Annotated in this window: 15 protein-coding genes; 11 read left to right on the top strand and 4 right to left on the bottom strand. The window is 62.8% G+C overall.

The window, feature by feature from the left end; translation table 11 throughout:
* The first annotated feature begins 532 nt into the window (after nt 1-532).
* Nucleotides 533-3,025: an EAL domain-containing protein gene (locus NKH02_RS11325; RefSeq protein ID WP_352878727.1), complete on the top strand. Its 2,493-nt coding sequence runs from the start codon at nt 533-535 to the stop codon at nt 3,023-3,025.
* 26 nt (nt 3,026-3,051) lie between these two features.
* On the opposite strand, the gene NKH02_RS11320 is transcribed toward NKH02_RS11325, so the two are convergent.
* Together NKH02_RS11320 and NKH02_RS11315 are read right to left on the bottom strand one after the other, a co-directional pair.
* A complete protein-coding gene (locus tag NKH02_RS11320) occupies nt 3,052-4,152 on the bottom strand; it encodes an OmpA family protein (protein WP_352878724.1) in 1,101 nt (366 codons plus the stop codon).
* Nucleotides 4,153-4,341: 189 nt separating this feature from the next.
* Complete coding sequence (locus tag NKH02_RS11315; RefSeq protein WP_352869877.1) at nt 4,342-4,875, bottom strand: GNAT family N-acetyltransferase; 534 nt, start codon at nt 4,873-4,875, stop codon at nt 4,342-4,344.
* A gap of 197 nt (nt 4,876-5,072) precedes the next feature.
* Here NKH02_RS11315 and NKH02_RS11310 point away from each other — a divergent pair, with 197 nt between their 5' ends.
* Entirely contained in the window at nt 5,073-5,528 is a 456-nt protein-coding gene (locus tag NKH02_RS11310; protein ID WP_352878721.1) for a DUF2214 family protein, read from the top strand.
* A gap of 1 nt (nt 5,529) precedes the next feature.
* Here NKH02_RS11310 and nth read toward each other — a convergent pair whose 3' ends face one another.
* Nucleotides 5,530-6,327: an endonuclease III gene (nth, locus tag NKH02_RS11305; RefSeq protein WP_352878719.1), complete on the bottom strand. Its 798-nt coding sequence runs from the start codon at nt 6,325-6,327 to the stop codon at nt 5,530-5,532.
* Between the two features lie 22 nt (nt 6,328-6,349).
* Here nth and NKH02_RS11300 point away from each other — a divergent pair, with 22 nt between their 5' ends.
* Nucleotides 6,350-6,844 carry a DUF2244 domain-containing protein gene (locus NKH02_RS11300; RefSeq protein ID WP_352878716.1) on the top strand — a complete coding sequence of 165 codons (495 nt, stop codon included), beginning with the start codon at nt 6,350-6,352 and terminating at the stop codon, nt 6,842-6,844.
* 65 nt (nt 6,845-6,909) lie between these two features.
* Here the strand turns inward: NKH02_RS11300 and NKH02_RS11295 are convergent, their stop codons facing one another.
* Nucleotides 6,910-7,725, bottom strand: a complete 816-nt coding sequence (locus NKH02_RS11295; RefSeq protein ID WP_352878714.1) for a class I SAM-dependent methyltransferase — start codon at nt 7,723-7,725, stop codon at nt 6,910-6,912.
* 115 nt (nt 7,726-7,840) lie between these two features.
* On the opposite strand from NKH02_RS11295, the gene NKH02_RS11290 reads away from it, so the two are divergent.
* The 8 genes from NKH02_RS11290 to NKH02_RS11255 all read left to right on the top strand — a co-directional run bounded on the left by NKH02_RS11290 (nt 7,841) and on the right by NKH02_RS11255 (nt 13,959).
* Nucleotides 7,841-8,716, top strand: a complete 876-nt coding sequence (locus NKH02_RS11290; RefSeq protein WP_352878711.1) for a methylated-DNA--[protein]-cysteine S-methyltransferase — start codon at nt 7,841-7,843, stop codon at nt 8,714-8,716.
* Between the two features lie 183 nt (nt 8,717-8,899).
* A complete protein-coding gene (locus NKH02_RS11285; protein ID WP_352878708.1) occupies nt 8,900-9,370 on the top strand; it encodes a hypothetical protein in 471 nt (156 codons plus the stop codon).
* A gap of 22 nt (nt 9,371-9,392) precedes the next feature.
* Nucleotides 9,393-9,785, top strand: coding sequence for a hypothetical protein (locus NKH02_RS11280; protein ID WP_352878705.1), 393 nt, complete (start codon nt 9,393-9,395; stop codon nt 9,783-9,785).
* Nucleotides 9,752-10,264 (top strand): hypothetical protein, encoded by a 513-nt coding sequence (locus tag NKH02_RS11275; protein WP_352869891.1) that lies wholly within the window; start codon nt 9,752-9,754, stop codon nt 10,262-10,264. The genes NKH02_RS11280 and NKH02_RS11275 overlap by 34 nt, the downstream gene beginning before the upstream one ends.
* A complete protein-coding gene (locus tag NKH02_RS11270; RefSeq protein ID WP_352878702.1) occupies nt 10,239-10,721 on the top strand; it encodes a hypothetical protein in 483 nt (160 codons plus the stop codon). Before NKH02_RS11275 ends, NKH02_RS11270 begins: the two co-directional genes overlap by 26 nt.
* Before the next feature lie 154 nt (nt 10,722-10,875).
* Nucleotides 10,876-11,781, top strand: coding sequence for a ribokinase (locus tag NKH02_RS11265; RefSeq protein ID WP_352878699.1), 906 nt, complete (start codon nt 10,876-10,878; stop codon nt 11,779-11,781).
* 1 nt (nt 11,782) lies between these two features.
* Nucleotides 11,783-13,231, top strand: coding sequence for an amidase (locus NKH02_RS11260; protein WP_352878696.1), 1,449 nt, complete (start codon nt 11,783-11,785; stop codon nt 13,229-13,231).
* A gap of 113 nt (nt 13,232-13,344) precedes the next feature.
* Nucleotides 13,345-13,959 carry a LysE family translocator gene (locus tag NKH02_RS11255; protein WP_352878693.1) on the top strand — a complete coding sequence of 205 codons (615 nt, stop codon included), beginning with the start codon at nt 13,345-13,347 and terminating at the stop codon, nt 13,957-13,959.
* Nucleotides 13,960-14,054 lie beyond the last annotated feature (95 nt).

The raw sequence follows: 14,054 nt of genomic DNA, 5'->3' as shown, positions 1-14,054 counted from the left end.
AAAGCTTGTGGGTGTAAAACACCGACCAATCGCCATTCGAGATGGTCATCGCCCGGCGGAACTGGGTTTCGGCGAGTGGCCCCAGGGTCATGCCGATGATGACGGGCGCGGTCGGAAAATCGAAGCGCCGCATCAGGAAGCCGGCGGCCCCCAAGCAGATAGAGTATGACGAGGTCGATGGGCGATTGCGAAATGCCATAGGTGCCCGACCGTGGCGAACAGCAAAATGCCGGCATAGAGCTGCGGCGCCGGGGCGAGCCTCGCGGCGGAGTCCTGGCACCAATCCGCTCCCTGAGTTCTGAATACAATCCGATTCAATTTGAAGCAGTAGCGTGACGCTGCGTAATATTCAGCCGTGCACTACAAGAATCGCTCGGCAAATAGTTGAAGTCTTTATTCGCCGTTAAGCGCCCCATGATAACCGGACCGTTGTCGCCAGCTGAGCGACATGAGGGCGAACGCAGTCTCAACCGACGAATAAACAATCGGACAGACGTGCTGACAGGGATCATGGCAAATCCATGGAAATTCGATGAAGCTGTCATCGATGTACGCAAGCCCCCGTCTTCTCGGGCTCGTCTGGCCTTTCATCGCCGTCGTCCTTGTTCAGGCGCTGGTTGCCAGCCTCAGCCTCTACACGCTGTCGGCGGTTCGCGCCTATGTCGGTGGCGAAAGCCAGTGGTCCAAGGGACAGAAACACGCCATCTATTTTCTCAGCCTCTATGCCGGCACCGGCAACGAGGAATTCTTCAGCGAGTATCGTGGGGCGATCGCCGTTCCGCTGGCCGATCGTTCGGCACGCCTGGCGCTTGAGCAGCCCGAACCCGACACCAACGCGGCGCGCACCGGCTTCCTGCGGGGCGGAAACCATCCCGACGACGTGACGGGGATGATCTGGCTGTTCCAGAATTTCCGCGGCTTCAGCTATCTCGATGCCGCCATCCGGCACTGGACGGCTGCCGATACCATGATCCTCGCCATCCAGCGGCTCGGCGACGCTATGCACGAGACGCTGGGCAAAGGGCCGGCATCAGCGGCCGAGATCAGCGCCTGGAAGGCGGAGATCCATCAGATCGATCATCGGATCAACCCGCTTTCCAAGGCCTTCTCGGACAGCCTCGGTGAGGGGTCGCGCTTCATCAAGATGCTGCTTACCTTTGCCAATCTTGTCACCGCCGCCTTGCTGATCCTGCTTGCCGTGTGGCGGACGCGCAAACTCCTGGCGCAGCGTCAGGCGTTCCAGTTGGCGCTCAATGCCGAGCGTGAGCGCGCGCAGATCACCCTGGCTTCGATCGGACAGGCCGTGATCAGCACCGGCGCCGACGGACGGCTGGACTACATGAACGCGGTCGCCGAAAGATTGCTGGCATGTCCGCTCGGTGTCGCCAGGGGCAAGCCGATCGAGTCGTTATTTCGCCTTGTGGACAAGGACACCAGCGACGAGGATATCAGGCTGATCGGGCGCCTGCGGGCCGGTGAGCCGCGCCGTTCCAGCGCGCGTCCGCAATTGCTGCAGCGGCCGGACGGCTCGGTTGTTCCCGTCGCGGTGACCGGCGCGCCGCTGCTCGTTTCCGGTCACGTCGTCGGCGCGGTGCTCGCCTTCCACGACATGACGCGCGAAGAGGACTATATCGAACGGCTCACATGGCAGGCATCGCATGATGCGTTGACCGGACTGGCCAACCGGCGCGACTTCGAAAGCCAGCTGGAAAGAACGATCGCGGACTTGGCTGACCAGCCCCGCCAGCACGCGCTGATGTATCTCGACCTCGACCAGTTCAAGCTGGTCAATGACACCTGCGGCCATGCCGCGGGCGACCAGCTGCTGCGCCGGATTTCAGCGCTGCTGACCAATGAATTGCGGCCAGGCGATGTGCTGGCCCGGCTGGGCGGCGACGAGTTCGGCGTGCTGCTCGTCGACTGCGATGCCGACAGTGCGGCCGACATCGCCGAACGGTTGCGCGCCGCCGTGCAAGACCTGCATTTCGCCTGGGACGGCAGACCCTTCAACACCAGCGTCAGCATCGGCATGGTGCAGATCGCCGATGCGCAAGTGACGATCGAGGAAACGCTCAGGGCCGCCGACGTCGCCTGTTACATGGCCAAGGAAAAGGGCCGCAACCGCGTCCAGATCCACAGCGATGGCGACATGGCCTTGCAGGAGCGCTTCGGCGAGATGGCCTGGGTGCAACGCCTGCACGCCGCCCTCGAAGAAAACCGCTTCAGGCTTCATGCCCAGGAAATCTGGCCACTCAACGACGACGACGCCGAGGCAGGTGCACATATCGAGATCCTGTTGCGGCTGACCGACGAAGACGGCGGCTTCGTCACTCCGCAAAGCTTCATTCCCGCGGCAGAGCGTTACGGCCTGATGCCGTCGATCGACCGCTGGGTGGTCCGCAACACGTTCGCCATCCTGGCCGCGCGGCAGGCCGATCCGCGCACGGCTCCGATCTCCACCTGCGCCATCAATCTTTCCGGTGCCACTTTCGGTGACGAGACATTCCTGTGCTTCCTGCGCGAGCAATTCCTCGCCCATCGCATTTCGCCCGCCATGATCTGCCTGGAGATCACCGAAACCAGCGCCATTGCCAATCTCAACAATGCCATGCGGTTCATCGCCGATCTGCACGGCCTGGGCTGCCGCTTCGCGCTCGACGATTTCGGCTCCGGCATGTCGTCCTTCGCCTATCTGAAGCACCTGCAGGTCGACTACCTCAAGATCGACGGCAGCTTCGTCAAGGATATGCTGGAAGACCGAATCGACCACGCCATGGTCGAGATGATCCATCACATCGGCAAGGTCACGGGCAAGCGCACCATTGCTGAGTTCGTCGAAAGCGACGGCATCATTGCCGCACTGAAAAAGATCGGCGTCGATTATGCCCAGGGCTATGCGATCGCGAAGCCTCGGCCATTTGACGCTTCAACGGTATTGCTCTGCCAAGGCGTCGCGCCGGTCGCAGACACCGTCACCGATTCATGGGGCGATCCGGCGCAGAAGCTGCGCCGCAAGGCCAGCTAGAATGCGTCCTCGTTGGGAAGGCTCGCTCAGTTCAGCTTGACCAGAACCACACGGCGGTTCTTGGCGCGGCCCGCGTCATCGTCATTGCTGGCGACAGGCGCCATCATGCCGGCGCCGGCAGCGGTCAGCCGCCCCCCGTCGATGCCGTATTTCGACACAAGTGCCGCCTTGACCGATTGCGCTCGTCGCGACGACAGGTCGAGATTGTAGTCGAAGGCGCCCCGATTGTCGGTGTGGCCGACGACGATCACCGCCATCTTCGGGTCGTTGGCCAGCAGCGTCGAAATTTCCTTCAGCGTCGGTTCCGACTCCGGCTTGATGTCGGCCTTGTCGGTGTCGAAGAAGATGCCGTAGAGCGAAATGCTGCCGGTGGCCGAGAGCGAATCCGCCATCTTGGCTGCCTCGACGACCACCATCTTCTTGTCGCGCGCCTTGGGTTCCAGCACCTGGACGATGGCAACGGTGCGGCCGTTGAGCTCCTTGCAGTAGAGATCGTCGGTCATCGAATAGGTCTGCACGGTCACATAGGCGTCGCCACCGTCCTGCGGCACCTTGGCCGAGAAATAGCGCTGGTCGTTGATGCCGGAGGTCAGCGCGCAGGCGCCATTGGAGAATGCCGCGTCCTTCAAATCGCTCTCATGGAAGGAATACATCGTCAGGCTCATATCGCCGCCGCCACCACTCGACGAACGGTCAGCGGCACCGCCGCATTCCTCCTTCTTGCATTCGAACAAGGTTTCGCCGCCGGCCGCCGCAATCACATCCTGATAGTTGCGCAGCACTTCGAGCGGCGAGCGCTCGGCCGGCAGCACATAGGCAATGCGGGTCAAGGCGCCCTCGACCTCGGCCTTCTTGTCGGGTGCGAAGACACGGTTGTTCATAGCATCACGCGCGTCCGGGTCGGCGCTCGGCTTCAGCGGCGACAGCGGCACGCTGAAATCGGTGAAGGCCAGTTTCTCATAGGAGACGATGAATGAGCCTTCGTAGCGCTTGGCGAGATGGTTGTCGGCGGCGCCCTCGATATCGGCGGTCGGCACCGTCGCGTCGGCAGCGGCCAACCGCAATGTCAGCGCGAGAACAAACCCCGCCCAGAAAAACGCCATGGCTATCGTCTTGAATGCACGCATCGATCATCCCCCTTCGCACTATGATCGATGCTAGCAGAGCGGGTAAGTCCAGTCGATCACGCCGCCTAGAGCATGATGCCGAAAAGTGCGAAGCGGCTTTTCGGACGACATCATGGTCTATCCCTTTGATTTAGAGGCGGATTTAGATCTCAGATCGATTCGACCGGAGATCTGGATCTGGCGCTAGGGTCACCGCGCCAGCAGGATGGTCGGGGTATCATGGTAGGTGATCTGCACCACTTCCCGGTAACCGCACTTCGCCGCGACCCTCAGCGAAGCGGCGTTTTCCGGATCAATGATGCAGACGGTCTTCGCCCGCCCGAACGCCTCGTCGCTCCATGCGAGCACGCGGCCTACCACCTCGGTGGCGAAGCCTGCTCCGTGAACAGTTGGAACCAGCGCCCAGCCGGCCTCGGGAATGCCTTCGATCGACGGCTCCATATCGCGCTTCAGATCGTGAAAGCCGGCTTCGCCGATGAAACGGCCCGTAGCCTTCTCCTCGATCGCCCAGAAACCATAGCCGAGCAGCGACCACAGGCCGGCGTGACGCAGGAAGCGCATCCAGCTCTCTTCACGCGTGCGCGGCTTGCCGCCGATGAAACGGGTGACGACCGGATCGGTCCACATCGCGGCATAGGTGTCGAAATCGCCCAGCCGGTGTGCCCGCAGGGTGGTTCGCTTCGTCTCGATGACAGGAGCGCCGGTCGTTTGTGGATTGTTCATGAGATCTGCCTCGCACGGATCGTCAGCGCTTAGCAAATCGCCGACGCGGTGCAAGGGCCAGGGCGATACGGCCTATCATCCAGGCGCCGCTATGGGAATTTTGCGCGACGGTGTTATTTTCACGACAGGCTGATTCAGCACCTGCAACCGAACCCTTTTTCAGGTGCGGGCCGGTGCCGTCAAACCCAGGGGACGACATGGACACCACCGACCTTGTGCTTGCCATTGTCCATCATGTGCTGGTGTTTTCACTGGCGGGCATCATCGGCGCCGAATTCGTCCTGATCCGCGGCGATCTGGCCGCTGCCACGCTCAAGCGGCTCGCCGGCATCGACCGCCACTATGGTATCATCGCCGCACTGATCATCATCGTTGGCATCGGCCGCGTCTTCTATGGCCTCAAGGGTTGGGAATTCTACGTCTACAACTGGGTGTTCTGGGCCAAGATGGCGGCGTTTGGCATGGTCGGGCTGCTGTCGATCATCCCGACGGTGCGCTTCATTTCCTGGAAAAGGCAGGCGAGCGCCAATCCCTCGTTCCTGGTGCCGGCGACCGAGCTTGCGTCGGTGAAGACCTACATCCGCGCCGAGGCCTTCATCTTCCTGATGATCCCAGTCTTCGCGGCGGCGATGGCGCGCGGCTACGGCTACTGATTTAGGCGGTGGCCGCTTCAAGCGGTGCGAGCTCGACCAGTGGTGCCGGCACATCGGTCGTCTTCACCTCTGCCTTGCAGATGTCGGCGATGACGCAGGCCGGGCAATCCGGTTTGCGCGCCTTGCAGACATAGCGGCCATGCAGGATCAGCCAGTGATGCGCGTGGCGCATATATTCATCAGGGATGATCTTGAGCAGCCCCTGCTCGACCTGTTCCGGCGTCTTGCCGGGCGCCAGCCCGAGCCGGTTGCCGATGCGCAAAATATGGGTGTCGACCGCCATCGTGTGCTGGCCGAAGGCCATGTTGAGCACGACATTGGCGGTCTTGCGCCCGACGCCCGGCAGCTTGACCAATTCATCGCGGTCGTTGGGCACCTCGCCATCATGGTCGCGGATCAGCGCTTGCGACAGCGCAATGACATTCTTGGCCTTGTTGCGCCAAAGCCCGATGGTGCGGATGTACTCGCCGACCTTGGCTTCGCCCAGCGCCAGCATCTTGCGCGGCGTATCGGCGGCCTTGAACAGCACCCGTGTCGCTTTGTTGACACCGGCATCGGTTGCTTGCGCCGACAGCACCACCGCGACCAGCAGCGTGAAGGCGTTGACATGTTCGAGTTCACCCTTCGGTTCCGGCCTCTGGACGGAAAACCGCCGGAAGATCTCGTGCACTTCGGCCGGGCTGTAGCGCGAAGTGCGCCGCACCGGCCGCGGGCGCGGCTTGGCGTTCGATCCATCACGCCGGCCGGGCAGCAGCTCTTTTTTGGAGATGGAAGAATCTTTGGACTTGGGGCTCGTCATTTCCCTCCTATAATATCCCGCCATGAGCGACACAAACGCCTCGTTTCAGGCCGACGAACCATTCTTTCGCGCCCTGCTGACCCCGCACCGGTCGCTGGGCCGGACAGGCTTCTTCATCCTGATGAGCGCGCTGCTGTTCGGCTGGCTGGTGACAGGCGCGTTTTTCCTGTCGCGCGGTGCCTGGCCGGTGTTTGGCTTCTTCGGCCTCGACGTGGCCGCCGTCTATATCGCCTTCCGTGTCAACTATCGGGCCGCCCGTGCCCGCGAGGAAGTGTCGGTTTCGCGCACCAGCCTCGACATCCGCAAGACGGCGCCATCCGGTAAATCGGAAGCGCATCGCTTCAATCCGTTCTGGGCGCGGTTTTCGGTCGCCCGTCATGCCGAGATCGGCATCACACGGATGACGGTCGAAGGCCAGGGCCAGAACGTGCCGATCGGATCTTTCCTGGACCCAGACTCCCGAGAAAGCTTTGCCACGGCTTTTTCACGGGCGCTGGCGATCGCCAAGGCGCGCTGAAGCAATTCCAGGAAAAGTGTGAAGCGCGGTTTTCGCGGGAAAGCGCGCCGAACAGAGAGGACGCTTCAGAACCGATAGCGCAAAAGCCTGCCGACCTTACGCAATGCGGGAATGTATGTCCAAAGGCGAACGAACAGTTTCGCGGACCAGCCCATGCGGGCGGCGTGTTCGGGCTTGTAGGCCGAGATGTCCTCGACGAATCGCAGCTTCGGGACGGCTCGCTCCAGTTCGTGCGGATCGTCGATCGCCCAATGAACCTCGGCGCCTGTCGCCTTGATGGTCGGATTGAGACGAAGCAGCTTCAGGCCGAAATGGCTGTAGGCGTCGAACACCAGTTCGCCGCTGGCAAGATGCGAGACAAGCCGCGCAAACAGGCGTGGCCCTTCATCGGCAGGGAGATATGGCGTCAGCCCTTCCGCCACCACGATGGCCGGGCGATTGCGGGGCACTTCAGTTAGCCAGCCGGGTTCGGTCACCGACGAGGCGACCAGATGGTAATGCTGCCGGGAAGGGTAAAACTTGCGCCTGAGCTCGATGACTTCGGGGTAGTCGACATCGAACCAGTCCACGCCTGGTGGCGGATCGACACGGAAGATGCGCGTATCGAGCCCGCAACCCAGGTGCAGCACGATGGCATCAGGATTTCTGGCGAGAAAGTCCTCGACGCGGACGTCCAGCGTCTTTGCCCTGATCGCCAGGCCGACACCGAGATTGCCGTCGACCTTGAGCCTGGAGAAATCATAGTCGATCTTGCGCACCGCCTCGTCGGCGAAACGATCCCCGAGCAGCGAATTCGGCAACCGGCTCTCCAGCGCCTTGCCGTAGAGCGTCATCAGCAAGGTCTCCTTTGCCCCGGTGAGATCTGCCTTTTTGTCAGCCATGGGCGACTCCTGGGCTCGAAATCGGAGTCTATCTGGGCATGCGCGGCCAGAAGACAAGTTTCGGGTGGCGATCGACGCCCCAAGGGGCGATATTCCGGCTCAAGGAGACAGTTCCATGAGCACACACACAGCGATCCTCGAAAAGGACATCACGCCGCAAGGCAGCGACTATGAAGTCGTGCGCCGTGCCATCGAGAAGATTAGCCTCGACTATCGCGATCAGCCTTCCCTCGAAGAACTGGCCGAGGAGGTCGGCGAGACGCCGACCGGCCTGCAAAAACTCTTCACCCGCTGGGCCGGCCTGTCGCCCAAGGCCTTCCTGCAGGCGGTAACACTGGATCATGCGCGCAGGCTGCTCGATTCGGGCATGCCGCTGCTTGAAACCTCGTTCGAACTGGGTATGTCCGGCCCCGGCCGGCTGCATGACCTGTTCGTCACCCATGAGGCGATGTCGCCGGGCGACTACAAAACACGCGGCGCCGGGCTCACCATCCGCTACGGCTATCATCCCTCGCCGTTCGGCACTGCCCTGATCATGGCCACGGACCGCGGGCTTGCCGGCCTCGCCTTCAGCGACCCCGGCGAGGAACGCGCCGCCTTCGCCGACATGTCCAGCCGCTGGCCGAACGCCATCTATGTCGAGGATATGACTGCTACAGGCCCCTATGCCGCGCGCATCTTCGACCCGATGCTGTGGCGCTCCGATCAGCCACTGCATGTCGTCATGATCGGCACCGACTTCCAGGTTCGGGTCTGGGAGGCGCTGCTCAAGATCCCGATGGGCAAGGCCCGAACCTATTCGTCGATCGCCGCCAGCATCGGCGCGCCATCCGCCAGCCGCGCGGTCGGTGCCGCCAACGGCGCCAATCCGCTCTCTTTCGTGGTGCCCTGCCACCGCGCCATCGGCAAGTCCGGCGACCTCACCGGCTATCACTGGGGCCTGACCCGCAAGCGCGCCATTCTGGGCTGGGAAGCCGGGCAGGTATCGTGAATATCGATATTATCAAGTATAATTAGGATTTCTTGTCTAATTTTGCTTGCTTGCAACCGAATGCAACCTCCGGTTATCATGTTTATTATTTTCAGTTATTATTTTAGTTAACTCTAAATTAACCACGATAAAGTGATGATGACCCATATTAATTCGGGCGATCCGGCTTGATAGGAGGTCTCGATGACGTTGTTGCGCGCCGCCTTCGGCGCAGTTCTGCTGGTTGCCTGTTTTGACCAGACCGCATTGGCCACGCCGCAAAATGTCATTTTCAATGGCACGATCACGCCGACTTGCACGCTTGTCATTGCCACCAATGGTACGATGACGGTCAGCCCCGATCTGCAATCCCTCAGTTCCCACAACAGCGGCGGTTCTGCCGGAACCGTGACGCTGACGACAACCGGAGGTGTGTCACTCAGCGTCGATCCGGTCACCACGACGACGGTGCCTTCGGCCGACGTAACGTCGACGACCTGGACACCGACCTACTCCGCCGCGGGCACGCATTCTATCGTTGAGACTGGCTCGGCCACCAGCATCGGAACCCCCGGCGCCGACCTCGTCTCGGTCAATCTCGCCGGCACCAAGGGTGGCAGCAACCGCTTCGCCTCCGGCAACTATCAGGCAACGGTAACGCTGCGCTGCGAATGACGCCGTAGCGAAGGAGGGATTCTTGAAACATGCTCGAATCCTGGCGACGGCATTGGCCGTCGGATTGGCACCCATTGCCGCCAAGGCCCAGTCGATGTCGCCGATGCGTGGCGAGGTCAACAGCTTCACCGACGTCTTCGCCGTCCGCGTTTTCCCCGCCAATCCCTATGACCGGAAGATCCGGGTCGAAATCCACGTCTACGATCAGGATTTTCAGCCAGTAGCCGCCAGGATCTCTCCGAGTGCCTTCCAATTGGCTTCCCAGGCTTCCCGTCCTGTCCTTGTGGTCGTGCCCTTCGACGGCGCCGCCGAGCGTAAAGTGCGTATCTGTACCGAAAGCATCCCCTTTCCCAACCAACAGACGCAGATAAGGGCACAGATATGCGGAAAGTTCTTTGGGCGCCGCAAATCCTGACATTCGCGCTCGCGGCTGCGACGGCTTGTATTTCGCCGGTTCTGGCTGAGGATGTCTATAATCTCAACCAGAACGAGAGCGGCTTCAACCTGCCCGGCGTCACCTTGCCCCAGGGCCAGGACGAGGTCCATGCCGCGGACGGCACCACTTGCCGTTCCGCGGTCTCCGGCACCGGCGCCTATGTCGATCTCGGCGTCATCAGAGGCAACAGCCAGTCGGACAACAGCGTTGCCACCTATGGCCGGGTGGTGATCCCGATCGGGCGTACGCCGAAACGCATCGACTGCAGCCGCCTCTACGAGCTTGAGGTCGACCGCCTGCAGCTGGAACTGAAACTCCTCAAGATGGGCCTCGGCGCCGACGGCCAGACGGCGAGCGTGGCCGCCAGCGCTCCCGCGGCCGCATCACCCGGATGGGCCAACGAAGGCTGGAGCATCAGGACCGGAACCGGCGATGGCAAGAAAAAGAAGAAGAAATAACCGCGCGCTGCTTGCGATGGCAGCACTTGCCGGCTTCTGCTTTCCGCTGCAAGCGGCGATCATTGGCACCTGCACCATCATGGTCGGGACGTCGGGAACAATAACTGCAAATCCCACCATCGGCATACTGGGTTCCAAACAGGCAGGCGGATCGAGCGCGAGCGCCACTGTCGTGGCAAGCTCGCTGCTGTGCTCCTTGCTCAATCTGCTGGACTGCTATTCCGTTTCGGCGCCGGCGCCAGCCGCATTCTCGTCCGCACCGAGCGGCGGCGACACCAACGTGACCTTCGCCTCGGTCTTCCGCCTCGATGGCTCGGGGGTCGACATCAACGGAAGTGTGCCGCAGCGGGTTGTCAACGGCACCCACACCATGCAGGTCGACCTCACCGCCACCAAATCGAGCGGTATCTTTCCCGCCGGCACCTATCAGGGCACGGTCACCGTGCGCTGTGAATAAGCCACGATGCCTCAAATCGAGGCAAACCCGTCGCGCGGTCTGGCAAGCTGCCGCCGTACAGGTTAGCTTCCCGCACGACTGTAAACGACCTGCGCCCGCGCGGACCAACGAGGACGCTCCGACACTTTGAATTCGTACTGCCAGGAGGCCTTGCTTGATTATCGTCATCGGCTCGATCAACCTCGACCTTATCGCCAATGTCGACCGCCTGCCGAGCCCCGGCGAGACGGTGGCCGGCTCGGCCTTCACCACCGCGCCCGGCGGCAAGGGCGCCAACCAGGCGCTGGCCGCCGCGCGCGCCGGCGCCTCGGTGCGCATGGTGGGCGCGGTTGGCAAGGACAGCTTCGCCGCCGACGCGCTGGCGCTGCTGCGCGACGGCAAGGTCGACCTGTCCGGCGTCGCCGAGACCCACGCCTCGACTGGCACGGCGCTGATCATGGTCGGCGACGACGGCGAGAACATCATCGCCGTGATACCGGGCGCCAACGCGTCTGTGGTGCCCGGCGATCTCTCCAAGGCCTTTTTCAAACAGGGCGATGTCGTGCTGCTGCAGCATGAGATTCCGCTGGCGACCGTCGAAGCCGCCCTCGACCAGGCAAGATCGGCCGGGGCTATCACCGTGCTCAACACAGCACCCTTCCAGGGCGAAGCAGCCGGCTTTCTCGGCAAGGCGGACTATGCCGTCGCCAATGAGACTGAATTCGATCTCTATGGCGAAGCTCTGTCACTGCAAGGCCGCGATCGGGCGGCGCGCATGCGCGACTTTGCCGGGAAGACCGGCCACACCATCGTCGTCACGCTCGGCGGCGACGGCGTGATGGCGGCGACGCCCACCGATTTCCTCACCGTTCCGGCACGGAAGATCACGCCTGTCGACACGGTCGGCGCCGGTGATACGTTCTGCGGCTATTTCGCCGCTGGCCTGTCGTCCGGCCGTACGCTCGAACAGGCGCTGGCGCGCGCCGGCGCGGCTGGTTCCCTGGCTTGCCTCAAGCCAGGCGCCCAGCCGGCGATACCGCTGGCCCGGGATGTCGACCAGGCGTTGCAGGAAACCCGTTGAGATGCTGCGCCCTCGGACAAAGCATGCCGTGACGCCGGCCGGTGACATCTGCCGCCTGTCCGCCATCGAACTCGCTGACGCGATCCGCCGGAAGACACTTTCCGTGCGCGAGGTGGTCACGGCATTCCTCGACCGCATCGAGGCGGTCAACCCGCTGGTCAACGCCATCGTCTCCTTGCGCGACCGCGGCGACATCCTGCGCGAAGCCGACGCGGCCGATGCCAATCCGGTGCGAGCGGAAGCCGGCCCGCTCTTCGGCCTGCCGATCGCCATCAAGGACCTCGCCTCGACCACAGGCATCAGGACCTCCTTCGGCTCGCCGATCTTCGCCGATTTCGTGCCCCGGGAAGACGATTTCTTCGTCGAGCGCATCCGCGACGCCGGCGCCATCATTATCGGCAAGACCAACGTCCCCGAATTCGGGCTTGGCTCCAACACCTACAACACCGTTTTCGGGCCGACGCTCAACGCCTTCGATCCGGCCCTGACAGCCGGCGGCTCGAGCGGCGGCGCGGCGGTGGCGCTGGCGCTCGACATGGTGCCGGTCGCCGATGGCAGCGACTTTGGCGGCTCGCTGCGCAACCCGGCCGCTTGGAACAATGTCTATGGCTTCCGCCCGTCACAGGGGCTTGTTCCCGGCGGACCGGATCTCGAGGTCTTTCATGCGCAGATGGGCGTCGACGGGCCGATGGGCCGCAATGTCGCCGACATGGCACTGCTGCTCGATGTGCAGGCGGGTTATCATCCGTACGCGCCATTATCCTATGAGAAACCGGGTTCGTTCCTCGAAGGGCTTGCACCAAAAGCGACTGGCGGCCGCATCGCCTGGTTTGGCGACCTCGGCGGTCATCTGCCGGTTGAGACAGGTATTCTCGGCCTGTGCGAGGCAGCACTTGGCCGGTTCGCGGAGGCATCCTTCTTGACCGAACCCTTGCTGCCGGATTTCGATTTCGAAGCGCTCTGGCAGGCCTTCGTGACGCTGCGCCAAGCCAGCAGCGGCTGTGCGCTCAAAACACACTATGACGACCCCGCGAAACGCCGCCTGCTCAAGCCGGAAGCCATCTGGGAAGTGGAGAACGCGATGCGGCTGACGGCGCCGCGGATCCGCGCCGCCTCGGTCATCCGCACGTCCTGGCATCGCACGTTGCTGTCGCTCTTCGACCGCTATGATCTCATCGCGCTGCCGACCGCGCAGGTCTTCCCCTTCGATGTAAGCACGCATTGGCCGCGCGAGATCGCCGGACGCGCGATGGACAGCTACCACCGCTGGATGCAGGTTTCCGCTTCCGCGACTCTGGGCGGCTGCCCGGCGGTCAACGTGCCGGTCGGCTTCGACGACAAGGGGCGGCCGATGGGCATGCAGCTGATTGGCCGGCCGCGCGGCGACCTTGGCGTGCTGAAGGCGGCGGCGGCCTACGAGGCAACGCTGCCCTGGCCGGCGGGCGCCTGAGCCGCATGCACTGGCGTGTCGCGGCACGTCGCGCACCGGCTTGCATCGCTATCGCCGCCATGCATTGATTGTCCTCAGCTGCGCCGTATCGGCGGCATTCCCAGGGAAAAATCATGTCGCTCGAACTCTACGCCGCCTATGTCCTCGCTTGCATCGTCATCATCCTGGTGCCCGGCCCGACGGTCACGCTGATCATCGCCAACAGCATCCGCCATGGCTCCCGCGCCGGTCTCGCCAATGTCGCCGGCACGCAGGCCGGGCTTGCCGTGATGATCGCCATCGTCGGCATCGGCCTCAACACGCTGATTTCGGGCATGGGCCACTGGTTCGAATGGGTGCGGCTTGTCGGTGCCGCCTATCTGATCTGGATGGGCGTCCAGATGTTCCGTTCCAAGGGCACGCTGAACGCCGATGGAACCGCCAGGAAGCCGCGCGGCGGCTTCTTCCTGCAGGGCCTGCTGGTGGCGCTCAGCAACCCCAAGACGCTGATTTTCTTCGGCGCGTTCTTTCCGCAGTTCATTTCGCCGCAAGGCAACTACTCGCTGCAAATCGCCGCCATGGGCCTCACCGCCATGACCTTCGCGGCAATGTCGGATTCGACCTACGCGCTGGCCGCCGGCCGCGCCGGGCGCCTGCTGTCGGCCAGCCGCATCAAGCTTTTGTCGAGGATCAGCGGCAGCTTCATGGTCGGTGGCGGCCTGTGGCTGGCGTTTTCACGGTCGAAGTAGTTCGCCTTTGCCTTCTCCCCTTGTGGGCTAGCGTGCGCACACATTTGCTTCGTGCTGTGGTCAAGCGTGAAGAAGCGAGGCCGGAAAATGGCTTG

Origin of the sequence: Mesorhizobium sp. M1396 (genome assembly GCF_040317725.1) — a bacterium.
In the GTDB taxonomy this organism is placed as follows: Bacteria; Pseudomonadota; Alphaproteobacteria; order Rhizobiales; family Rhizobiaceae; genus Mesorhizobium.
Note: the sequence above shows the minus strand (reverse complement) of the source record. Positions and strands in the feature narration are given on the sequence as shown.

Excerpts from the sequence above, each read along its gene's own strand:
- NKH02_RS11325 (WP_352878727.1), top strand. The coding sequence starts at position 533 with ATGAAGCTGTCATCGATGTACGCAAGCCCCCGTCTTCTCGGGCTCGTC.
- NKH02_RS11315 (WP_352869877.1), bottom strand. The coding sequence starts at position 4,875 with ATGAACAATCCACAAACGACCGGCGCTCCTGTCATCGAGACGAAGCGA.
- NKH02_RS11290 (WP_352878711.1), top strand. The coding sequence starts at position 7,841 with ATGAGCACACACACAGCGATCCTCGAAAAGGACATCACGCCGCAAGGC.
- NKH02_RS11295 (WP_352878714.1), bottom strand. The coding sequence starts at position 7,725 with ATGGCTGACAAAAAGGCAGATCTCACCGGGGCAAAGGAGACCTTGCTG.
- NKH02_RS11255 (WP_352878693.1), top strand. The coding sequence starts at position 13,345 with ATGTCGCTCGAACTCTACGCCGCCTATGTCCTCGCTTGCATCGTCATC.
- NKH02_RS11310 (WP_352878721.1), top strand. The coding sequence starts at position 5,073 with ATGGACACCACCGACCTTGTGCTTGCCATTGTCCATCATGTGCTGGTG.
- NKH02_RS11320 (WP_352878724.1), bottom strand. The coding sequence starts at position 4,152 with ATGCGTGCATTCAAGACGATAGCCATGGCGTTTTTCTGGGCGGGGTTT.
- NKH02_RS11270 (WP_352878702.1), top strand. The coding sequence starts at position 10,239 with ATGGCAAGAAAAAGAAGAAGAAATAACCGCGCGCTGCTTGCGATGGCA.
- NKH02_RS11275 (WP_352869891.1), top strand. The coding sequence starts at position 9,752 with ATGCGGAAAGTTCTTTGGGCGCCGCAAATCCTGACATTCGCGCTCGCG.
- NKH02_RS11285 (WP_352878708.1), top strand. The coding sequence starts at position 8,900 with ATGACGTTGTTGCGCGCCGCCTTCGGCGCAGTTCTGCTGGTTGCCTGT.
- NKH02_RS11260 (WP_352878696.1), top strand. The coding sequence starts at position 11,783 with ATGCTGCGCCCTCGGACAAAGCATGCCGTGACGCCGGCCGGTGACATC.
- nth (WP_352878719.1), bottom strand. The coding sequence starts at position 6,327 with ATGACGAGCCCCAAGTCCAAAGATTCTTCCATCTCCAAAAAAGAGCTG.
- NKH02_RS11300 (WP_352878716.1), top strand. The coding sequence starts at position 6,350 with ATGAGCGACACAAACGCCTCGTTTCAGGCCGACGAACCATTCTTTCGC.